Origin of the sequence: Salinarimonas chemoclinalis (assembly GCF_041514305.1) — a bacterium.
In the GTDB taxonomy this organism is placed as follows: domain Bacteria; phylum Pseudomonadota; class Alphaproteobacteria; order Rhizobiales; family Beijerinckiaceae; genus Salinarimonas; species Salinarimonas chemoclinalis.
In genome coordinates this window covers 269,914-290,206 of the sequence record NZ_JBGMWH010000002.1, presented here as the reverse complement: position 1 = coordinate 290,206, position 20,293 = coordinate 269,914, and the positions used below count along the sequence as shown (strand labels likewise).

Sequence of the window (20,293 nt, the reverse complement as noted above, 5' to 3'; positions counted from 1 at the left end):
CGCGGATCTTGTGCGGCGCGGCACGGCGTCGTCGGGTGTACGGTGCGGATATACGTTTGACACCCCCCATGCCGCACGCGATAACTTCGCAATCGAGCTCGGCCGTGGGGGCAACCCGGTCGCGAGCCGTTTCGTGGCCGCGTCGCGCGGCTTTCGCAGCGAGAATCGAGAAGCCCGCGGCAACGGGCGAGAGGACCGGAGACGATGACCGAGAAGAACGACGCAACGCGCCTCGATGCCGAGGCGGTCGAGACCCTGGAGCGGGTCCATCCGAAGCTGCCGCGGGTGGCGGCGGGCGTCGAGGCGGGGACGGTCTCGCGCCGCGAGTTCCTGCGCACGGCGACCCTGCTCGGCCTTTCCGCGGGCGCGGCCTACGCGATGGCCGGGCGCCTGACGGGCGAGCCCTTCGCGCCGGCGGCGCGGGCGCAGTCCGGCAGCCCCGCGAAGGGTGGGACGCTGCGCGTGTCGATGAACATCAAGGAGATCTCCGATCCCGCGACCGTCGACTGGTCCGAGAAGGGCAACGAGCTGCGCCACGTGATCGAGCCGCTCGTGCGCATCTCCTCGGACAACGTCGCCGTGCCGCATCTCGCCGAGAGCTGGAGCGCGTCCGAGGACCTGCGGACCTGGACGTTCAAGCTCCGGCAGGGCGTGAAGTGGTCGAACGGGGACGATTTCGGGGCCGACGACGTCGTCGCGAACTTCGTGCGCTGGATGGACCCCGCCGTCGGCTCGTCGAACTACGGCCGCTTCTCGGCGCTGCGGACCTCCAACGACGACGGCTCGCCCATGCTCGAGAACGGCGTCGTCAAGATCGACGACCACACGGTCGAGTTCAACCTGCGCGTGCCCTTCCTCGCCCTGCCGGAATCGATGGGCGACTACCCCTGCCTGATCGCGCACCGCTCCTTCCAGGGCGGCAACTGGGTCGAGAACCCGATCGGCACCGGCCCCTTCGAGCTCGTGGAGCTCACCGTCGGCTCGCGGGCGCGCTACCGCCGCAGGGAGAGCGGCTGGTGGGGCGGCGAGGTCTTCCTCGACGGGATCGACTACGTCGACCACGGCGACGACCCGGCCGCCCCGCTCGCGGCGCTGGCGTCGGGCCAGGTGGACATGCTCTACCGGCTCAACGTCGAGCAGGTGCCCGCCGCGCGGGCGATCCCCACGCTCGTGCTCTATCAGGCCGACACCGCGCAGACCGGCGTCGCCCGCATGAAGGTGGACCAGGCGCCGTTCGACGACATCCGCGTGCGCCAGGCGATCCAGTCCTGCATCGATCACGAGCGGCTGCTCGCGCTCGCCTACCAGAACCTCGGCACGCCCGGCGAGGACCACCACGTCTCCCCGGTCCATCCCGAGTACGCCGCTATCGCGAAGCCGACGCAGGACTACGACCGCGCCCGCGCGCTGCTGGCGGAAGCCGGCTACGGGAACGGGCTCCAGATCCAGATCGACTGCGTGGCGCAGCCGACCTGGGAGCCCAACACCTCGCAGGCGCTCGTCGAGATGCTGCGGCCGGCGGGGATCGACCTCGCCGTCAACATCATGCCCGGCGGCACCTACTGGGACCGCTGGACGACGACGCCCTTCGGCTTCACCTCCTGGACGCACCGGCCGCTGGGCACGCAGGTGCTCTCCCTCGCCTACCGCTCGGGCGTGCCGTGGAACGAGTCGTCCTATTCCAACCCCGATTTCGACGCGCTGCTCGACGAGGCGGAGGCGACGCTCGACGTCGAGGAGCGGCGCGCGATCATGGAGGAGCTCCAGCGCATGCTCCAGGCGGACGCGGTGATCGTGCAGCCCTACTGGCGCTCCATCGCCACGGCCTCGAGCCGGGCCGTCCAGGGCTACGCCCACCACCCTGCCGAGGAGCACCACTTCGAGCAGGTCTGGCTGTCGCAGGGCTGATCCGCACCCCGGCCCCGCCGCCACGGCGGGGCCGACGCGGGCATTCGCGCCATGCTGGTCTTCCTCGGCAAGCGGCTGGCCTTCATGGCGCTGACCATGCTGGCGGTCTCGATCCTCCTCTTCCTCCTGCTCGAGGTGAACGGCGACGCCGTCGCCGTGAAGGTGCTCGGGCCCTACACCACGCAGGAGCAGCGCGCGCTGTGGCTCACCGCCAACGGCTACGATCGGCCGCTGCACGTGCGCTACGCCGAATGGCTCGGCGACATCCTGCGCGGGGATTTCGGCCAGTCGATCCGCTTCCGGGTGCCCGTCTCGGAGGTACTGTGGCCGCGGCTCGCCAACACGGCGATCCTGGGCGCGGTCACCTTCGGCGTGATGATCCCGCTCGCGCTCGTGCTCGGCGTCCTCGCCGGCATGCGGGAGGGATCGCGGCTCGACCGATCGATCTCGGTCGGATCGATCGTCACCACCTCGATCCCCGAGTTCGCCTCCGCGGTGCTCGTCACGTTCCTCTTCGTGTTCTGGCTCGGCTGGCTGCCGGGCACCAGCTCCATGAACGACGGCTTCGCCTGGCGCGAGCTCGTCCTGCCGGTCACGGTGCTCGTGCTCTACGGCTTCGGCTACATCGCGCGGATGACCCGCGCATCGATGGCCGAGGTGATGCAGACACCCTACATCCGCACCGCGATCCTCAAGGGCCTGCCCTACCGCCAGGTGATCCTGCGCCACGCGCTGCGCAATGCGCTGATCGCACCGTTCACCGTGATCATGCTGCAGATCAACTGGCTGCTCTCGGGCGTGATCGTGGTGGAATTCTTCTTCGCCTACAAGGGCTTCGGCGCACTTCTCCTGGAGGCGTCGCTCAACCAGGACATCTACCTGATCCAGGCCTGCGCCATGGTCGCCGTGTTCGTCGCCGTCGCCACGCAGACGATCGCGGACATCGGCTACACCTATCTCAACCCACGCATCCGCTTCGCGTGAGGAGGCCCGCACGATGAGCGACACCTCCGCCGTGCGCCCCGACGTCGCGCCCCGGCCGCCGATCCCCGAGGCCGCGGCGCCGCGCGGCCTGCGCGCGCGGCTGCGCGGGCCGCTGCGGCCGATCGGCGGCGGGCTCGCGCTCCTGCGCGAGAGCACGGTGGCGATGATCGGCGCGGGCCTCGTGGGCTTCTGGGTCGTCGTCGCGCTGCTGGCCCCCTGGCTCGCGCCGTTCGACCCGAACGCGCAGTTCGTGCCCTTCGCGCCGCCCGGCGCGCCGCACCCGGAGGGCGGCACCTTCCTGCTCGGGGCGGATCATCTCGGGCGCGACATCCTCAGCCGGGTGATCTGGGGCTCGCGCACGGTGCTGTTCTACGCCCCCGTGGCCACGGGCTGCGCCTTCGCGGTGGGGATCGTGATGGGGCTCTTGGCCGGCTACAAGCGCGGCTGGGTGGACGACGTGCTCTCGCGTCTGTCGGACATCATCCTCTCCTTCCCGATCCTGGTGCTCTACGTCGTCATCATCTCGACGTTCGGCGCCTCGGGCATCAACATCGTGCTCGCCGTCACCTTCGCGAGCGCGCCGGGGATCATGCGGATCGTGCGCGGGCTCGTGCTCGACCTCAGGAACCGGGACTACGTCGCCGCTGCGCAGACGCGGGGCGAGAGCACGGCCTGGATCATGTTCGTCGAGATCCTGCCCAACGCCCGCGGCCCGCTCATCGTCGATGCCTGCCTGCGGCTCGGCTACACGATCATCACCATCGGCGTCCTCGGCTTCCTCGGGCTCGGCCTGCCGCCGCCGGACCCGGACTGGGGCGGCATGGTCAACCAGACCCGTTCGATGGCGACCTTCGCGCCGCACATGACGATCTTCCCCGTGATCGCGATCTCGTCGCTGGTGCTCGGCTTCAACCTCCTCGCCGACGGCATCCGCGAGATCTCCCTGAAGGATTGAGGCGATGCAGGATCACGCCACGCACGAGGCCCCGCCGGGCGTCCGCGCCGTTCCCGACGCCGAGCCGGTGCTCGAGGTCGCGGGGCTCGCGGTCTCCTACGTCACCCGCGCGGGCGAGATCCCGGCGGTGGTCGACTTCGACCTCACGATCCGCGCCGGCGAGTCGGTCGCGCTCGTCGGCGAGAGCGGCTGCGGCAAGTCCACCGTCGCCAACGCCGTCATGCGCTACATGGGGCGGAACGGCCGGATCGCGGCGGGCGCGATGCGCTTCAAGGGGCGCGACATGCTCGCGATGTCCCCCGACGAGCTGCGGCGGCTGCGCGGCAACGAGATCGCGATGGTCTACCAGGAGCCCTTCGCGGCGCTCAATCCCTCGCTCACCGTGGGCCGGCAGCTCTCGGAGGTCCCGGCCGTGCATCACGGCCTCTCCGAGGCCGAGGCGCTGGCGAAGGCGGCGGAGATCCTGGCGGACGTGCGCCTGCCCGACCCCGAGCGCATCCTCGCGGCCTACCCGCACCAGCTCTCGGGCGGGCAGCAGCAGCGCGTCGTGATCGCCATGGCGCTCCTCGCCAACCCGTCGCTCCTCCTCCTCGACGAGCCGACGACGGCGCTCGACGTCACCGTCGAGGCCGGGATCGTCGAGCTGATCGGCGAGATCAAGCGCAAGTTCGGCACCGCGATCCTGTTCATCAGCCACAATCTCGGCCTCGTGCGCGAGGTCTGCGACCGGGTCGCGGTGATGTATTCCGGCGAGGTGGTGGAGGAAGGCGCGGTGGAGGACGTCTTCACCGCCATGCGCCATCCCTACACGCGCGGGCTGTTCGGCTGCATCCCGGTGCCGGCGGCGGACAAGCACGCCCGCCCCCTCAGCGCCATCCGCGGCCAGCTGCCGCTGCCGCACGAGCGCCCGCGCGGCTGCAATTTCGGCCCGCGCTGCGACCTCTTCCACGCAGGGCTGTGCGACGCCGGCCCCGTGCCGATGCGCGACGCGGGCGATCGCGACGACGCCGCCGGATCCTCCCACCGCGCCCGGTGCCTCAGGCTCGACGCGATCGACCCGCCGGCGCGCCGGCGCGCGGCGCGGGTGGCGCAGACGGGCGCACAGACCGGCGACGTCGTGCTCGAGATCGAGGAGATGCAGAAGCACTACCCCGTCTTCGACCGCTCGATCCTGGCCATGCTCCAGGGCCGCTCGGTGCGCTGGGTGAAGGCCAACGAGGCGCTCTCCTTCGAGGCGCGGCGCGGGCAGACGGTGGCGATCGTGGGCGAATCGGGCTGCGGCAAGTCCACCTTCGCCAAGGTGCTGATGGGCCTCGAGACGGCCACCGACGGCGCCATCCGCTTCGAGGGCGACGACATCGCCGAGGCGCCGGTCACCGGGCGGCCGAAGGAGCAGGTCGCCAACCTGCAGATGATCTTCCAGAACCCCAACGACACGCTCAACCCGAGCCAGACCGTCGGCGGGCAGATCGCCCGCGTCATCCGCAAGTTCGGCGTCGAGCGCGACGGCGCGAGGATCTGGGCGCGCGTCTACGAGCTGCTCGATCTCGTAAAGCTTCCGCGCGACTTCGCCGGGCGCATGCCGCGCCAGCTCTCCGGCGGGCAGAAGCAGCGCATCGGCATCGCCCGCGCGTTCGCCGGCAACCCCTCCGTCGTCGTCGCGGACGAGCCGGTCTCGGCGCTCGACGTGTCGGTCCAGGCGGCGGTGACCCAGCTCCTGATGGACATCCAGCGCGACAACGACACGACGCTCCTTTTCATCAGCCACGACCTCTCGCTGGTGCGCTACCTCGCCGACCGGGTGGTGGTGATGTACCTCGGCCGGATCATGGAGCAGGGCCGCACCGCTGACGTGTTCGAGCCGCCCTACCACCCCTACACCGAGGCGCTGCTCTCGGCCGTGCCGGTTGCCGACCCGTCGATCGAGAAGACGAAGATCGTGCTGGAGGGCGCGCTGCCGAGCCCGCTCGACCCGCCCGCCGGCTGCCCGTTCGCGACGCGCTGCCCGCGCAAGCTCGGGCCGATCTGCGACGAGACCCGCCCGCCCGATCACGTGCGCGCGGACGGCCACCGCATCGCCTGCCACATCCCGCTCGCGGATCTCGAGGCGGTGAGGCCCGTCTTCCGCGAGGCGCCGGCGCCCGCGAGCGCGGCGTGAGGCACGCGCGGGCGCCGACGGCCCGGCGCCGAGACCGTTCACCCTGCGCGGAGAAGCCCGTTCCCCAGCGGCGCCGGCCCTGCTAGACGTCGCGGCGGGAGCGGGACCATGAACGCATACGAGACGCGCGCCGAGGAGATCCTCCTCGGCCTCTTCGACCGCGAGGGCTACGTGCCGCTCGAGCCGCCGGTGCTGCAGCCGGCGGAGGTCTTCCTCGACCTCTCGGGCGAGGACATCCGCCGGCGTCTGTTCGTGACGAGCGACGCGAGCGGCGCCGAGCTGTGCCTGCGGCCGGACTACACGATCCCGGTCTGCCGCGCGCATCTCTCCACCCACGGCACCGCGGCCGCGGCCCATTGCTACGCCGGCCCCGTCTTCCGCCTGCGCGCCGGCGAGACGGGCGAGTTCCGCCAGGCCGGCATCGAATCGATCGGCCGCGGGGACGTCGCCGCCGCCGACGCCGAAGCGCTCGCGCTGGCGCTCGAGGCGCTCGAGGCGCTCGGCGTGGCCCACGACGTCAGGCTCGGCGACGTCGGCCTCCTCGAGGCGATCGTCGACGCGCTCGGCGTCGCGCCCGCGGCCAAGAGCCGCCTCATCCGCGCCATCGTCTCGGGCCGCGCCGCGACCATCCTCGACGCAGCGCCCGAGCCGGACCTCGTCGAGCACGCGGGGCTGCTCGCCGCGCTCGAGGGCCAGGACCCGCAGGCGGCCCACGCCTTCGTCGAGGACGTGCTGGCCATCGCCGGCATCAGCACGGTGGGCGGGCGCAGCGCCGGCGAGATCGCCGAGCGCTTCCTCGCCCGCGCCGGCCGCCGCGGCAACGGCCTCGACGCCCGCGCCCGCGAGGTGCTGAGCGCCTATCTCGCCATCCGCGGCGATCCCGACGCGGCGGCGGCGCGGGTGCGCGCGCTGGCGGCGGAGACGGGCCTCGCCGTCGAGCCGGCGATCGGCCTGTTCGAGGAGCGCACCGGCTTCATGGCGGCGCGAGGCGTCGACGTCGGCGCGCTGGCCTTCCACGCCGATTTCGCCCGCAACCTCGACTATTATACCGGCTTCATCTTCGAGGCGACGGCGCGCGACGACGCCGAGGGCCGGCCGCTCGTCGGCGGCGGGCGCTACGACCGGCTGCTGACGCGGCTCGGCGCGCCCGAGCCCGTGCCCGCCGTCGGCTGCTCCTTCTGGATCGATCGGATCGCGGCGTCGCTGGCGAACGCGAACGGCGGAGAGACGGCATGAGCGCCCCCCTCGTCATCGCCGTGCCCTCGAAGGGTCGGCTCCAGGAGAACGCGAGCGCCTTCTTCGCCCGCGCGGGCCTCGGCTTTCAGCAGGGCCGCGGCGCGCGGGACTATCACGGCCTCATCGCCGGCCTGCCGGGTGTCCTCGTCAAGTTCCTCTCGGCGAGCGAGATCACGACCCAGCTCGCCACGGGCCAGGCGCATCTCGGCGTCACCGGCGAGGACCTCGTGCGCGAGCAGATGCCGGACGCCGACGCGGCGGTGGCGCTCCTCACGCCGCTCGGCTTCGGACAGGCCAACGTCGTCGTCGCCGTGCCGCAGGCCTGGATCGACGTGCGCACGATGAGCGACCTCGACGAGGTCGCGGTCGATCTGCGCGTGCGCCACGGCCGCAAGATGCGGGTCGCGACCAAGTACGTGAACCTGACCCGGCGGTTCTTCGCCGGTCACGGCGTGGCCGACTACCGCATCGTCGAGTCGCTCGGCGCCACCGAGGGCGCTCCGGCATCCGGTGCCGCGGAGATCATCGTCGACATCACCACGACCGGCGCCACCCTCGCCGCCAACGCGCTCAAGGTGCTCGACGACGGCGTGATGCTGCGCTCGGAGGCGAACCTCGTCGCCTCGCTGCACGCGCCCTGGACCGACGAGGCGCGGAGCGCCGCGCGCGCCATCCTGGGACGGATCGCCGCGGAGGAGGCGGCGCGCACCACCCGCGAGATCCGCGCGCGCATCGCCTCCGACGAGGCCGAGGCCGCGATCGCGCAGGGCGAGCGCCACGGCGCCCGCGCGCCCTACGGCCCCACCGCACCCGAGCTGGTGCTGCATTGCCCGAAGGAGAACGTGTTCGCGCTCGTCGACGCGCTGGCGCGGGTCGGCGCGGCGGACGTGACCGTGCGCAGCCTCGACTACGTCTTCCGCGCGGAGAACCCGCTCCTCGCCCGGCTGGAGGCCCGGATCGGCCCGCCCCCGGAAGCCTAGTCGATGCACACGTCTGCGGCACGTCGCGGCGAAGCACCGGCCCGGCGATGCGTGGTCGTGGCGTGGTCGTGGCGTGGTCGTGGCGTGGTCGTGGCGTCCTCCTTCCTGTAGGGGAAGGACAGGGGTCGTCCGCGGCCGGGACGGGCGCAGGAGATGTGTGAATCGACGAGCCCGGAAGCCGAGGCCCGCGCCTGAAAAAAAGCCGCCCCGTGAGGGGCGGCTGGGAGTGTGCGGCGCGCGCGGGAAGGGGAGCGCCGCGGGAAGGAAGCTCATGACCGAACTTCACTGACGCCTACGCGTCTCCCGCGGCGGCGGATCACGCGCCCCGCGCATTTTCTTGCGCGACCCGGTCCGTCTCTCTATGGTCCCGCGCATCCCGTCGAGACCGGAGTTCTCCACCCATGACAGCGTCGCGCGTCGCGGCCCTCGCGCTCCTCGCAGCCCTCGCCGGCGCACCGCAGGCGTCGGCACAGGGGGGATTCGGCATGCCCGACCCGTCCGAGCAGCAGGCGCCGGCGGTTCCGCCGCCGATGATGCCCAAGCAGTTCCCGACGGGCGTCACCTTCGAGGCCGCGACCCTCGACGGGCGTGCCTTCGATGGCGAGCGCCCGGCGATGACGCTCGACGAGACCTTCCGCCTGCGCGGCTTCTCGGGCTGCAACAATTATTCGGCCACCGCCTACCCGCTGCGCGAACAGGGTTTCGCGGTGGGCCCCTTCGCGCTCACGCGGCGGCAGTGCGACAACGCCACGATGCAGAAGGAGCGCACCTTCCTCGAGGCGCTACGCGCCGCGCAGACCTGGGACACCGAGGGGCCGCGCCTGACGATCAAGGGGCCGCGCGGCGAGCTCGTGCTCGAGCGCGCGCTCTGAGCCGGTGAAGCGCGGCTCGTCCATCGGCCTGTTCGGCCGCTTCGGCCGCTCGGAGGACCTGCGGCGCCTCGACGAGGCGCTGCGCCGCTGCGACGTCCACCCGGCGATCGTGCGCGAGCCGATCAAGCTCGCCGCCGTCTCGCTGATGAAGGACGAGGTCGACGGGGCCGAGCCCCCGCCTCTGGCGTACGCGCCCGCCGCGGAGATCCTGGCCTATTGCCTCGTCGGCCCCGACATCTTCGTCCATGCCAACGGCGAAGCGGCGCTCGCACGGGTCGAGGCGCGCATCGAGAGGGCGCTGGAGGACGAGGAGAGCCTCGACGCGCGCCTCGTGCTGCTGACGATGACGGCGGGCGCGATCCAGCCGGCGGTGGTCGAGCGGTTCGGCCTCGAGGCCGGCTGAGCGGGGGGCCCGGTCCACGCCCGGGACGTGCGAATCCGGTCCGAATCCCTTGCGTCGGATTGCGCCGTTCGGCATGGTGCGTTTGAAGTGACAAACGGGCGTCCGGTCAAAGGAACGCCCCGTCGAGCGGGAAGAACCTGATGGGCGTCGAGGGCAAGGAGCGCACGCGGGAGCTGGAGGCGGGAGCCCAGATCCTGTCGGGCCAGCTCGGCAAGACGGTCCAGCGTCTGCGCAAGGCCTACAATCTGTCGCTGTCGGAGCTGGCGGAGCAGTCCGGCGTCGCGAAGTCGATCATCAGCCAGATCGAGCGCAACGAGACGAACCCGACGCTCGCCACGATCTGGCGGCTGTCGCAGGCGCTCGACGTCTCGATCGAGCGCGTGCTCGCCACGGTCGACGACGAGCCCTTCATCCAGAAGTCCTCGCGGCCCGACACGCCGATCCTCGTCTCGGACGACGGCAAGATGCGGCTCGCCATCATCGGCTGGATCAAGACCGTCGAATGGCTGCAATGGTACGACATCGCCTCCGATCCCGGCGGCGTGCTCGACTCGGATGCGCATCAGCGCGGCTCCGTCGAGCACCTCTCGGTGCTGGAGGGCGAGTTCGAGGTGGAGGTGGCGGGCGTCGTCCAGCGCGCCCGCGCCGGCGAGACCCTGCGCTACCGCTGCGACCGCCCGCACACGGTGCGTTGCGTCGCCGGCGAGCCCGGCCGCGCCACGATGGTGTGCATCCTCAAGGCCGCCGTGATGGAGTGAGCCGCGGCACGGGCTCCCGCGCCGCGTCTCAGGCCCCCCCGCGAAGCGTCACGACCCCGCGGCGAACCAGCTTCTCCGCCTCCAACATCACGAGAACCCCGACGCCGATGCCGAGGGCCACCGCCATCTCCGTCCACCCCAGCGGCCGCGAGACGAAGACCGCGTTCATGAACGGCGCGTACGTGAAAGCGAGCTGGAGAGTGGTCACGGCGCCGACGACGATCAGCACCGCGGGCGTGCCGAGCGCGCCCCTCAGGGTCATCGAAGGGCTGTCGAGATAGCGCACGGCGAAGAGGTAGAAGATCTCCATCGACACGAGCGCATTCACCGCGATGGTGCGCGCGACCTCGGGCTCATGCCCCTGGGCGAGGCCCCAGCGGTAGGCGCCGAAGATGCCCGCCGTGAACAACCCCGAGACGAACAGCACCCGCCAGACGAGGAACGCGTCGAGGATGCGCTTGCCCGGGTCGCGCGGGCGCCGGCGCATGACGTCGGGCTCCGGCGGCTCGAACGCGAGACTGACGGCGAGAACCACCGACGAGACCATGTTCACCCACAGGATCTGGACGGCCATGATCGGCAGGCTGAGCCCGGCCAGCAGCGCGATGACGAGGCTCGCCGACTCGCCGCCGTTGATCGGAAGCAGGAAGGTGATGCCCTTGCGCAGGTTGTCGTAGACCGTCCGCCCGGCCTTCACCGCGGCTTCCAGCGTGGCGAAGTTGTCGTCGAGCAGCACCACGTCGGCGGCCTCCTTGGCCGCCTCCGAGCCCTTGCGGCCCATCGCCACCCCGACGTCGGCGCGCTTGAGGGCGGGCGCGTCGTTGACCCCGTCGCCGGTCATGGCGACGATCAGCCCCTGCGCCTGGAGCGCGGAAACGAGGCGGATCTTGTGCTCGGGGCTGGTGCGGGCGAAGACGTCCACCTCGCGCACGCGCACCGCCAGCGCCTCGTCGTCGAGCGTGTCGAGGTCGCGGCCGCCGAGCACGTCGTCGGGGCGGTCGAGCCCCAGTGCACGGGCGATGGCGGAGGCGGTGGCGGCGTGGTCGCCGGTGATCATCTTCACGTCGATGCCGGCGGCGTGGCATTCCGCGACGGCGGCGATCGCCTCTTCCCGCGGCGGGTCGATCATCCCGACGAGGCCGAGCAGCACGAGGCCCGTGCCGACCTCGTCGAAATCGAGCATGTCCTCGCCCCCGGCGGCGGGCCGACCGGCGAAGGCGAGCACCCGCTGCCCCTTCGCCGCGATGCGCTCCACCTCGTCGTGCCAGGCCGCGCGGTCGAGGGGCGCGTCGCGCCCGTCCGCGCCGCGCGCCGTCTCGCACATCGTGAACAGCCGCTCGGGCGCGCCCTTGACGAAGACGTACGCGCCTTCGCCTGCCTCGACCGGCCGGTCGAGCGTCGCCATGAAGCGGTGCTGGGCGTCGAAGGGCACGGCGTCGAGGCGCGTCCAGGCCGCGCGCTCCGCGTGCGCGTCGAAGCCCGCCTTGGCGGCGAGCGCGACCAGCGCGCCCTCCATCGGATCGCCCTCGACCCGCCAGCCGTGCTCGGTGCGCGTCAGCGCGGCGTCGTTGCACAGGAGCGCGGCGCGGGCGAGATCGGCGAGGAGCGGCTCCTCGGCGGGATCGACATCGCTCCCGTCCCGCGTGAAGCGGCCTTCCGGCGCATAGCCCTCGCCGGAGACCTCGTAGGCGACGCCGCCGGCCACCACTGTGGCCGCCATCATCTCGTTGCGGGTGAGCGTGCCGGTCTTGTCGGAGCAGATCACCGCGACGGCGCCCAGCGTCTCGATCGCCGGCATCCGGCGCACGACCGCCTTGCGCCGCGCCATGCCCTGGACGCCGATGGCGAGCGTGATCGTGAGCAGCGCCGGCAGCCCCTCCGGGATCGCCGCGACGACGAGGCCGACGACGGCGATGAACAGCTCGTCGAACGGGTAGCCCCGGACGAACCAGCCGAAGGCGAGCACCGCCGCGGCGGCCCCGACGATCACCACGGCCAGGATTCGCGCGAAGGCGTCGATCTGGCGCAGCAGCGGCGTCGTGAGCTCCTGCACCCCGGCGATGAGACCCGAGATGCGGCCGATCTCGGTCCTCCCGCCCGTCGCGACGACGACGCCGCGCCCCGAGCCCGCGGTCACCATGGTCCCCGAATAGGCCATCGAGACGCGGTCGCCGAGCTGCGCCTGCGCGTCGACGGGGTGGACGGACTTCTCCGCCGGGACGCTCTCGCCGGTGAGCGCCGCCTCCTCGATGCGCAGGTTGCGCGCCTCGACGACGCGCAGGTCCGCCGGCACCCGGTCGCCCGCCTCGACGAGGACGATGTCGCCGGGCACGAGCTCCTCTCCCGGAAGGCCCACGCGCCGCCCGCCGCGCAACGCCGCCGCCCTGGGCGCGAGCATGCCGCGGATCGCCTCCAGCGCCGCCTCGGCCCGCCCCTCCTGGACGAAGCCGATGCCGACATTGGCGACGACCACCGCCAGGATCACGGCGGTGTCGATCCAGTGACCGAGGAGCGCGGTGACGGCGGCAGCCACGAGAAGGATGTAGATCAGGACCGAGTTGATCTGCGCGAACAGCCGTTCGAGCGGCCCGCGTGTCTTGGGCTGCGGCAGGCGGTTGGGACCGTGCGCCGCGAGCCGCCGCGCGGCCTCCTCGTCGGAGAGGCCGTGCGGCGGAACCTCCAGCCGCTCGAGCGCCTCCTTCGGCCGAAGGGCGTGCCAGGGATCGGCGGGCGCCTCTCCGGACGGGGAGCGGAGGGAATGCGCTTCGTCGAAGGCGGCGGGCATCGTGGTTCGACTCCGTGATACGGGGTCCGCGAAACGGCGGACGACGCGCGCGTTCGCCTAGCGGCGCGCACGCCTCACCTCAGCGGGACTTCTCCTTGCGCCACTGCACGGAATAGAGATCGAACCGGCGGTCGCGCAGGTTCTGGACCGTGCCGTTGGCGCGGGCCTGGCGCAGGGTGTCGAGGTTCAGGTCCGCGATGGCGACCATCTCCGAGTTGGGCGTGGTGTCGGCCGCGATGCCGTCCCGGTCGAAGGGGAAGTCGCAGGGCGTGAGGATGCAGCTCTGCGCGTACTGGATGTCCATGTTCTCGACGTTCGGCAGGTTGCCGACGTTGCCGGCGAGCGCGAGGTAGACCTGGTTCTCCACCGCGCGCGCCTGGCAGCAGTAGCGCACGCGCAGGTAGGACTTGCGCTCGTCGGTGCAGAACGGGACGAACAGGATCTGCGCGCCCTGGTCGACGAGGTGCCGGGCGAGCTCGGGGAACTCGCTGTCGTAGCAGATCATCACGCCGATCGGCCCGCAATCGGTCATGATCGTGTCGGCCTCGTCCGCGCCCACGATCGACCACCAGTAGCGCTCGTTGGGCGTCGGGTGGATCTTGGCGCGGGCGTGGATCGAGCCGTCGCGGAGGCAGACGTAGCAGACGTTGATGATATCGCCGTCCTCGTCCCGCGTGGGGTGCGAGCCGCCGATGATGTTGATGTTGTAGTGCACCGCCAGGCGCGAGAGCATCTCCTTGAGCCGCTCGGTGTACTTGGACAGCTGCGCGATGGCCTTGTCGGGCGGCAGGTTCTCGTTGTCGATGGAAAGCAGCTGCAGCGTGAACAGCTCCGGAAAGACGCAGAAGTCCGACTTGTAGTCCGCCACCGCGTCGACGAAGTACTCCACCTGGTCGGCGAATTCCTGGAAAGAGTCCACCTTGCGCTGCTGGTACTGGATGCAGGCGACGCGCACCGTCGATTGCGGCCGGCGGCGCTGCTTGGCGTGGCGGGCGTTCGGGTCCGGCGCCACCGCCGGGTTCCACCAGACGAGGTGTACGGCGTTGCCGCGGCTCTCGTGGTCGATCGGCAGGTAATCGTGCAGGACCCGCAGCGGCTCGAAGCCGTTGCGCATCTGGAACGAGATCACGGGGTCGCGCAGCCCCTGCTCGACCACGGCCTCGAGATACTCCTCCGCGCTCGCCACCTGCTTGCGCCGCTTCGCCTTGTCGTAGCCGGGCATGCGCCCGGCGAAGACGATGCCCTTGAGCTTCAGGTCGATGGCGAGGCGCTTGCGCTCGTTGTAGAGCCGCTGGCCGATGCGCAGGCCGCGGTGCTTGGGATCGACCATCACCTCGAAGCCGTAGAGGATGTCGCCGTCGTCGTCGTGGCGCGAGGCGAAGCCGTTGCCGGTGATGGTCTTCCAGTCGTGCGGCGCGAGCGCGGTCTTCTCGTCGATGAGGAAGGTCGCCGCGTAGCCGACGAGCTCGTCCTCGTAGATCGCGACGAACTGCCCCTCTGGGAACATCTGGATCTGGCCGCGCAGCTGCGCCTGGGCGTAGGGCTCCATCGACGGATAGGCGCGCCGGCACAGGGCCTGGATCGCGCGCACGTCCTTCAGGAGCGCGGGGCGCACGAAGAGCTTGGGCTTCGTCTCCGCGCGCTCCTTCGCCCTCGCTGCGCGGGCGTTCGAGGCCTTCGCGGCCGCGCGCTTGACGCCCGGTCCCGATCTCTCGTCCAGCGCGGTCTCGCGCGGGCTCGTCAGTGTCTTCTCGCCGGCGGTCTCGGTCACGAAAGCCTCTCGCGTCTGCGCCGGGCGCGCCGGCGGTCTCGGTTCGATCCTAGAGCGGCCAGACGACGAGGATCATCGGGATTCCCACGCACAGGACGACGATCTCCAAGGGCAGGCCGAGGCGCCAGTAGTCGCCGAAGCGGAACCCGCCGGGGCCCAGGATCAGGGTGTTGTTCTGGTGGCCGATCGGGGTCAGGAAGGCGCAGGACGACCCGATCGCCACCGCCATCAGGAACGGGTCGGGGCTCGCCCCCATCACCTTCGCGATCCCGATCGCGATCGGGCACATAACGGTCGCGGTCGCCGCATTGTTCATGAAATCGGTGAGGCACATCGTCATCACCATGAGCCCGACGAGGACGAGAACGGGGCTGCCCTCCCCGATCACGCCCATCATCCCGCGCGCGACGGCGTCCGCCGCACCGGTCGAGGCGACCGCGCCGGCGACGGGGATGAGCGCGCCGAGCAGCACGATCACCGGCCATTCGACGGCCGTGTAGAGTTCGCGGGTGGGCACGATCGAGCCGAGCACGAAGGCGAGCGCGGCGAGCGTGAAGGCGATCTCGACCGGCAGGATTCCGAGCGCGGTCGCCGCCACGGCCGCGCCCATGATCCCCGTGGCGAGCCAGGCGTCGCGCTTGGCGGGAAAGCGCAGGGCGCGCTCCGCGAGCGGGACGCAGTCGAAATGGGCGGAGAAGTCGGCGAGCGTTTCGGGCGTGCCCTGGAGGAGGAGCACGTCGCCGGGCGCGAGCCGCGTCTGCCGCAGGCGCGAAATCGAGCGGCGACCCTGGCGGGATATGGCGAGGAGATTGATTGCGTGGCGCGATCGCAGCTTGAGGTGCTGCGCCGTGCGCCCGATGAGCGGCGAGCCGGGCCGAACCACCACCTCCGCCATCACCGTGTGCTCGGCCTCGAGCGCGCGCACGCCGGTGCGCTTGTCCTCCTCGAGCGTCAGCCCGAGCTTGGCCAGAGCCTGCGGCAGGTTCTTCGAATCCGCCTCGATGACGAGGATGTCGTCCTCGCGCAGGCTGCGCCAGTTCTGCGGCGCGGGGATGCGGGCGTTGTCGCGCACGAGGCCCACCACCTGCGCCTCCGCCGCCGCGAGCGTCTCCTCGACCTCCTTGAGCGTCATGCCCACCGCCCGCGCCCGCGCCGGCACCCGCGCCTCGGTGAGGTAGGCGCCGATGTCGAAGTTCTGCCCCGCGCCACGGGGCCGGTTGGGCACGAGGAACCGCGAGCCGAGGACGACGAGGAGCACGCCCGCGCCGGCGACCGCCACGCCGACGGGTGCGAAGTCGAACATGCCGAAGGGCGTGCCCGTCGCGCCGGCCCGGAAGCCGGCGACGATGAGGTTGGGCGGCGTGCCGATCAGCGTCGTCATCCCGCCCAGGATCGAGGCGAAGGAGAGCGGCATCAGGATCTGCCCCGGCGCCACCTCCGCCCGGCGGGCGGCCGCGAGCGCCGCGGGCATCATCAGCGCGAGCGCGCCGATATTGTTCATGAAGGCGGACATGAACGCGGTCAGCGCGCACATGGTGAGGACGATCGTCCACGCGCCGGCGCCCTCGTGCAGGACGCGGCGCACGACGCGGTCGATCGCGCCGCTCGCGGCGAGGCCGTGGCTGAGGACGAGCACGGCGGCGACCGTGATCACCGCCGGATGGCCGAAGCCCGTGAACGCCGCTTCGGCCGGCACGAGCCCCGCGAGCACGCAGGCGATCAGCGCCGCGACGGCGACGAGGTCGTGACGCCAGCGGCCCCACAGGAAGAGCCCCATCGCGACCACGATGATCGCCAGGATCATGACCTGAGGCGCCGTCATGGGCCGTTCCCACCGATCCGAGCTGCGGGCAAGGGCGACGGCCTCCCGCGCGGCGCCTCGTCCGCGAGCGCCGCGCTTCGAGCGAAGTTCGAACACACATCGGCACGCCGGGCAAGCCCCCGGGGGCGCGCCCGGAGCATGCCGACCTTGCCGTCTCGCGCCTTGCGATCGCACCGCGCGGGCCCTACGCCTGTCCTTCGAAGACCGGCGGGAGGCACGCATGGCGGACGAGACCGGAGCACGCGACGCCTCCGTCGGCGTCAGGCTCGCACCCTGGCTGCCGGCCCTGCTCGCCGTTCTCGTGGGCATCGGATTCGCGCGCTTCGCCTACACGCCGCTGCTGCCGCTCCTCGTCGAGCGCAGCTGGGTGAGCGCGCCGCAGGCGGCCTTCGCCGGGGCGGCGAACCTCGCGGGCTATCTCGTCGGCGCGCTCCTCGCGCAGGCGCTCGCCGGACGTCGCGAGCGCGGCGTGATCCTGAACGCGGCGCTGGCGCTCGCCGTCGTCTCGCTGGCGGCCTGCGCGGCGCCTCTGGGTGCGCTCTGGCTCTCCGCGTTCCGCTTCCTCGCGGGCGTCGCCGGCGGGCTCGTCATGGTGCTCGGACCCTCCGCCATCCTCTCGCGCACGCCGCCGGAGGCGAAGAGCCGGGTGTCGGGCCTCGTCTTCGCGGGCGTCGGGATCGGCGTCGTGCTCTCGGGCGCCTTGCTGCCGGCGCTCGCGACGCTCGGGCTCGTGGCCACCTGGCTCGCGCTGGCCGGGATGGCGCTCCTCCTGACGGCGATCGCCTGGCGGCGCTGGCCGGACGGCGCCGGCGCGCCCGTCGGCGGGGAGATGCCCCGGAGCGCCCCTGTCGCCATCGCGCTTCTCGTCCTCGCCTACGCCACCGACGGCGCGGGCTTCATCCCGCACACGCTCTTCCTCTCGGACTTCGTCGCCCGCGGGCTCGGCCGGGGCGAGGCCGCGGGCGGGCTCGCCTGGACGGCCTTCGGCATCGGCGCCCTCGTCGGCGCGCCGCTGTGCGGGCTCGTCGCGACGCGGATCGGCGCCGGGCGCGCGCTCGTGGGCGCGCTCTTCGTCAAGGCACTCGCGGTGGCGCTGCCCCTCCTCTCGACCGCGGCCGCGGCGATCTGGCTCTCGGCGCTCGTCGTCGGCGCGCTGACGCCGGGCATGGTGGCGCTGGCCGCGGGCCTCACCGCGAGGCTCGCGAGCGGCCCGGCCCAGGCGCGGCTGTTCGGCACGATGACGATCGCCTTCGCCGTCGCCCAGGCGGCGGGCGCCTACGCGCTCTCGGCGCTGTTCGCCGCGAGCGGCTCGCACCTGCCGCTGTTCGCGGCGGGCGCCGCGGTGCTCGCCGTCGGCGGTGTGGCGGCGATCGGGGCCGTGCGGATGCTGGGGCGGGGGCGAGCGAGCGGCGACTGTTGCCGAGGCCGCCCTTGACCGTAGCCGACGATCCGCGCACATCTCTTCGCAGGACGGGAGCCTGCCCATGACGCGCGTGACTTTCGGCGATTTCCGGGACGACCTCGACGAGTTCCTGGAGGAGGTCTGCACGACGCACGCCCCCCTGACCGTCACGCGTCCCGGGGGTGGGTCCGTCGTCGTCCTGCCGGCCGAGGACTATGCCGGCCTGCTCGAGACCGTTCACCTGCTGAAGCACCCCGAGAACGCGAGGCGGCTTGCCGACGCGATCGCCGAGCTCGATGCCGGCCGGGGTCTCGAGCGAGATCTGATCGGGTGAAGCTCGTATGGTCCCAAGCCGCCTGGCAGGATTATCTCTGGTGGCAATCCGAGAATCCGGAGGGGCTCGACAAGATCAACGCGCTCATTCGCGAGACTGCGCGTACGCCCTTCAAGGGAACAGGCAAGCCAGAGCCTCTGAAAAGCAGTCTCGCAGGATGGTGGTCACGGCGGATCACGCGAGAGCATCGGCTCGTCTACCGGGTAACGGGCAAGGGCGCCGACCAAGCGCTGGAAATCGCGCAGTGCCGATTGCACTACTGATCTCGCATGTGCGTCAATCCAGCGCCGCCATCAACGCCTCGATCCCGTCGAACGGGGCGACCAGCGCCGTGCCGGGGAGCGCCTCGGGCGGAGGCGCGTCCGGCTCCAGGCCGGCGCGCCAGCGCAGGATCTCGTCGGCGCACGGCGTCGCGGCGCCGACGAGCCGCAGGATCGCGCGTACGGAGGCGAGCCCGTGGTCGATGTCCTCGCCGACGTAGGGAGAGGGCAGCGCCAGCCCACCGCCGTCCCACTCGGGGCGGATCGGTGCGGGGCGGCCCGAGAGCGTGTGGAGCTCGCGGAACCGCCGCGTCAGCGTCGCGGCGTCGTTCGCGTCGGCGCTGCTCACGTCCTGCTTGCTCATGTCCGCGTATCCCTACGTCGTTGATGGCGATCGCACCGCACGGGCGACCGGCGACGAGCGAGTCGATCGGCCCGACCGCGGAGGGCCGGCCGAAGACGAGGGCTCGGCGACGGCCCCGACTGGACCTCCCTCGGTCGACGTAATTTCAGCTCACGCCATTTGATAAACATCAGATAGTAGGTAATCGTCGCGATTGACTGTGGGGTGGAGCAGGAGACCGCCGCCGAGGCGCGTGTGCGATGCCACGGATCGGCGCGTGCCACGAAAAAGGGGCCCGCGCGGACGCGGGCCCCTCCGATCGCGAAACGCGCGCGACGAGATCAGCGCTTGGAGAACTGGAAGGAGCGGCGGGCCTTGGCCTTGCCGTACTTCTTGCGCTCGACCGTGCGGGAGTCGCGCGTCAGGAAGCCGTTCTTCTTGAGCACGCCGCGCAGCTCGGGCTCGTAGTAGGTGAGCGCCTTCGACAGGCCGTGGCGCACCGCGCCGGCCTGGCCGGAGAGGCCGCCGCCGGCGACCGTGACGGTGATGTCGTACTGGTCGACGCGGCCGGTGATCTGGAGCGGCTGGTTGAGGATCATCCGCAGCACCGGGCGCGCGAAGTAGACCTCGAGCGTGCGGTCGTTGACGGTGATCTTGCCGGTGCCGGGGCGGATCCAGACGCGGGCGATGGCGTCCTTGCGCTTGCCGGTGGCGTAGGCGCGGCCGTAGGCATCGAGCTTCTGGACGTGGACCGGACGCTCCTCGGCGGGCGTCGCGGTCTGCGCCTGGCCGAGATCGGAGAGGGACTGGAGGGTCGCCATCGTCAGATCCTCACGTTCTTGGAGTTCATCGCCGCGACGTCGAGCGGCTCGGGCTGCTGCGCCTCGTGGGGATGCTCCGTGCCGGGGTAGACGCGCAGGTTGCCCATGATCTTGCGGAAGAGCGGGCCGCGCGGGAGCATGCGCTCCACGGCCTTCTCGACGACGCGCTCCGGGAAGCGGCCCTCGAGGATCGAGCGCGCGGTGCGCTCCTTGATGCCGCCCGGATGGCCGGTGTGGTGGTAGTACACCTTCTGCTCGCGCTTGCGGCCGGTGAACTTCACCTTGTCGGCATTGATGACGATGACGTTGTCGCCGCAATCGACGTGGGGCGTGTACGCGGGCTTGTGCTTGCCGCGCAGGCGCATCGCCACGATCGACGCGAGCCGGCCCACGACGAGCCCGTCCGCATCGATCACGACCCACTTCTTCTCGACGTCGGCGGGCTTCAGCGAAAAGGTCTTCATCGCGCTGGTTCCCTGTCGGGGGCCGGTGGGCCCCGTG

At 71.6% G+C, this 20,293-nt stretch carries 18 protein-coding genes; 12 read left to right on the top strand and 6 right to left on the bottom strand.

The window, feature by feature from the left end; all coding sequences use genetic code 11:
- Positions 1-204 precede the first annotated feature (204 nt).
- The 9 genes from AB9M23_RS05155 to AB9M23_RS05115 all read left to right on the top strand — a co-directional run bounded on the left by AB9M23_RS05155 (position 205) and on the right by AB9M23_RS05115 (position 10,254).
- A complete protein-coding gene (locus AB9M23_RS05155) occupies positions 205-1,908 on the top strand; it encodes an ABC transporter substrate-binding protein (RefSeq protein ID WP_372423048.1) in 1,704 nt (567 codons plus the stop codon).
- A gap of 51 nt (positions 1,909-1,959) precedes the next feature.
- Complete coding sequence (locus AB9M23_RS05150; RefSeq protein WP_372423046.1) at positions 1,960-2,892, top strand: ABC transporter permease; 933 nt, start codon at positions 1,960-1,962, stop codon at positions 2,890-2,892.
- A gap of 13 nt (positions 2,893-2,905) precedes the next feature.
- The gene (locus AB9M23_RS05145) at positions 2,906-3,847 is read left to right on the top strand and encodes an ABC transporter permease (protein WP_372423044.1); all 942 of its coding nucleotides are present in this window, start codon (positions 2,906-2,908) and stop codon (positions 3,845-3,847) included.
- Positions 3,848-3,851: 4 nt separating this feature from the next.
- Complete coding sequence (locus AB9M23_RS05140) at positions 3,852-6,005, top strand: dipeptide ABC transporter ATP-binding protein (protein ID WP_372423042.1); 2,154 nt, start codon at positions 3,852-3,854, stop codon at positions 6,003-6,005.
- A 108-nt stretch (positions 6,006-6,113) separates the two neighbouring features.
- Positions 6,114-7,241 carry an ATP phosphoribosyltransferase regulatory subunit gene (locus AB9M23_RS05135; protein ID WP_372423040.1) on the top strand — a complete coding sequence of 376 codons (1,128 nt, stop codon included), beginning with the start codon at positions 6,114-6,116 and terminating at the stop codon, positions 7,239-7,241.
- On the top strand, positions 7,238-8,221 hold the full coding sequence (hisG, locus tag AB9M23_RS05130) for an ATP phosphoribosyltransferase (protein ID WP_372423038.1): 984 nt from the start codon (positions 7,238-7,240) through the stop codon (positions 8,219-8,221). The genes AB9M23_RS05135 and hisG overlap by 4 nt, the downstream gene beginning before the upstream one ends.
- A gap of 401 nt (positions 8,222-8,622) precedes the next feature.
- Entirely contained in the window at positions 8,623-9,093 is a 471-nt protein-coding gene (locus AB9M23_RS05125; RefSeq protein ID WP_372423036.1) for an META domain-containing protein, read from the top strand.
- A gap of 4 nt (positions 9,094-9,097) precedes the next feature.
- Positions 9,098-9,496, top strand: coding sequence for a hypothetical protein (locus AB9M23_RS05120; protein ID WP_372423035.1), 399 nt, complete (start codon positions 9,098-9,100; stop codon positions 9,494-9,496).
- 140 nt (positions 9,497-9,636) lie between these two features.
- On the top strand, positions 9,637-10,254 hold the full coding sequence (locus AB9M23_RS05115; RefSeq protein ID WP_372423033.1) for a helix-turn-helix domain-containing protein: 618 nt from the start codon (positions 9,637-9,639) through the stop codon (positions 10,252-10,254).
- Positions 10,255-10,282: 28 nt separating this feature from the next.
- Here AB9M23_RS05115 and AB9M23_RS05110 read toward each other — a convergent pair whose 3' ends face one another.
- From AB9M23_RS05110 to AB9M23_RS05100, 3 genes are all read right to left on the bottom strand, one after another.
- Positions 10,283-13,039 (bottom strand): HAD-IC family P-type ATPase, encoded by a 2,757-nt coding sequence (locus AB9M23_RS05110; RefSeq protein ID WP_372423031.1) that lies wholly within the window; start codon positions 13,037-13,039, stop codon positions 10,283-10,285.
- A 79-nt stretch (positions 13,040-13,118) separates the two neighbouring features.
- The gene (locus AB9M23_RS05105) at positions 13,119-14,810 is read right to left on the bottom strand and encodes a GNAT family N-acetyltransferase (protein ID WP_372423030.1); all 1,692 of its coding nucleotides are present in this window, start codon (positions 14,808-14,810) and stop codon (positions 13,119-13,121) included.
- Positions 14,811-14,859: 49 nt separating this feature from the next.
- Positions 14,860-16,632 (bottom strand): SLC13 family permease, encoded by a 1,773-nt coding sequence (locus AB9M23_RS05100; RefSeq protein WP_372423028.1) that lies wholly within the window; start codon positions 16,630-16,632, stop codon positions 14,860-14,862.
- Positions 16,633-16,852: 220 nt separating this feature from the next.
- Between AB9M23_RS05100 and AB9M23_RS05095 the strand changes: the two genes are divergently transcribed.
- Genes AB9M23_RS05095 through AB9M23_RS05085 form a run of 3 tightly spaced genes read left to right on the top strand, consistent with a single transcriptional unit; the run spans position 16,853 to position 18,631 of the window.
- Positions 16,853-18,067 (top strand): YbfB/YjiJ family MFS transporter, encoded by a 1,215-nt coding sequence (locus AB9M23_RS05095; protein WP_372423027.1) that lies wholly within the window; start codon positions 16,853-16,855, stop codon positions 18,065-18,067.
- 49 nt (positions 18,068-18,116) lie between these two features.
- Positions 18,117-18,368, top strand: a complete 252-nt coding sequence (locus AB9M23_RS05090; RefSeq protein WP_372423026.1) for a type II toxin-antitoxin system Phd/YefM family antitoxin — start codon at positions 18,117-18,119, stop codon at positions 18,366-18,368.
- Positions 18,365-18,631, top strand: a complete 267-nt coding sequence (locus AB9M23_RS05085) for a Txe/YoeB family addiction module toxin (RefSeq protein ID WP_372423025.1) — start codon at positions 18,365-18,367, stop codon at positions 18,629-18,631. Before AB9M23_RS05090 ends, AB9M23_RS05085 begins: the two co-directional genes overlap by 4 nt.
- A gap of 13 nt (positions 18,632-18,644) precedes the next feature.
- Here the strand turns inward: AB9M23_RS05085 and AB9M23_RS05080 are convergent, their stop codons facing one another.
- From AB9M23_RS05080 to rplM, 3 genes are all read right to left on the bottom strand, one after another.
- The gene (locus AB9M23_RS05080) at positions 18,645-18,992 is read right to left on the bottom strand and encodes a hypothetical protein (RefSeq protein ID WP_372423024.1); all 348 of its coding nucleotides are present in this window, start codon (positions 18,990-18,992) and stop codon (positions 18,645-18,647) included.
- Between the two features lie 320 nt (positions 18,993-19,312).
- Positions 19,313-19,792 (bottom strand): 30S ribosomal protein S9, encoded by a 480-nt coding sequence (gene rpsI / locus AB9M23_RS05075; protein WP_372423023.1) that lies wholly within the window; start codon positions 19,790-19,792, stop codon positions 19,313-19,315.
- 2 nt (positions 19,793-19,794) lie between these two features.
- The gene (gene rplM, locus AB9M23_RS05070; RefSeq protein ID WP_372423022.1) at positions 19,795-20,256 is read right to left on the bottom strand and encodes a 50S ribosomal protein L13; all 462 of its coding nucleotides are present in this window, start codon (positions 20,254-20,256) and stop codon (positions 19,795-19,797) included.
- Positions 20,257-20,293: the final 37 nt, after the last annotated feature.

What these genes read in the sequence shown, in the direction of transcription:
- AB9M23_RS05155 (WP_372423048.1), top strand. Translation starts at nt 205, where the DNA reads ATGACCGAGAAGAACGACGCAACGCGCCTCGATGCCGAGGCGGTCGAG.
- AB9M23_RS05150 (WP_372423046.1), top strand. Translation starts at nt 1,960, where the DNA reads ATGCTGGTCTTCCTCGGCAAGCGGCTGGCCTTCATGGCGCTGACCATG.
- AB9M23_RS05145 (WP_372423044.1), top strand. Translation starts at nt 2,906, where the DNA reads ATGAGCGACACCTCCGCCGTGCGCCCCGACGTCGCGCCCCGGCCGCCG.
- AB9M23_RS05140 (WP_372423042.1), top strand. Translation starts at nt 3,852, where the DNA reads ATGCAGGATCACGCCACGCACGAGGCCCCGCCGGGCGTCCGCGCCGTT.
- AB9M23_RS05135 (WP_372423040.1), top strand. Translation starts at nt 6,114, where the DNA reads ATGAACGCATACGAGACGCGCGCCGAGGAGATCCTCCTCGGCCTCTTC.
- hisG (WP_372423038.1), top strand. Translation starts at nt 7,238, where the DNA reads ATGAGCGCCCCCCTCGTCATCGCCGTGCCCTCGAAGGGTCGGCTCCAG.
- AB9M23_RS05125 (WP_372423036.1), top strand. Translation starts at nt 8,623, where the DNA reads ATGACAGCGTCGCGCGTCGCGGCCCTCGCGCTCCTCGCAGCCCTCGCC.
- AB9M23_RS05115 (WP_372423033.1), top strand. Translation starts at nt 9,637, where the DNA reads ATGGGCGTCGAGGGCAAGGAGCGCACGCGGGAGCTGGAGGCGGGAGCC.
- AB9M23_RS05110 (WP_372423031.1), bottom strand. Translation starts at nt 13,039, where the DNA reads ATGCCCGCCGCCTTCGACGAAGCGCATTCCCTCCGCTCCCCGTCCGGA.
- AB9M23_RS05100 (WP_372423028.1), bottom strand. Translation starts at nt 16,632, where the DNA reads ATGACGGCGCCTCAGGTCATGATCCTGGCGATCATCGTGGTCGCGATG.
- AB9M23_RS05095 (WP_372423027.1), top strand. Translation starts at nt 16,853, where the DNA reads ATGGCGGACGAGACCGGAGCACGCGACGCCTCCGTCGGCGTCAGGCTC.
- AB9M23_RS05090 (WP_372423026.1), top strand. Translation starts at nt 18,117, where the DNA reads ATGACGCGCGTGACTTTCGGCGATTTCCGGGACGACCTCGACGAGTTC.
- AB9M23_RS05080 (WP_372423024.1), bottom strand. Translation starts at nt 18,992, where the DNA reads ATGAGCAAGCAGGACGTGAGCAGCGCCGACGCGAACGACGCCGCGACG.
- rpsI (WP_372423023.1), bottom strand. Translation starts at nt 19,792, where the DNA reads ATGGCGACCCTCCAGTCCCTCTCCGATCTCGGCCAGGCGCAGACCGCG.
- rplM (WP_372423022.1), bottom strand. Translation starts at nt 20,256, where the DNA reads ATGAAGACCTTTTCGCTGAAGCCCGCCGACGTCGAGAAGAAGTGGGTC.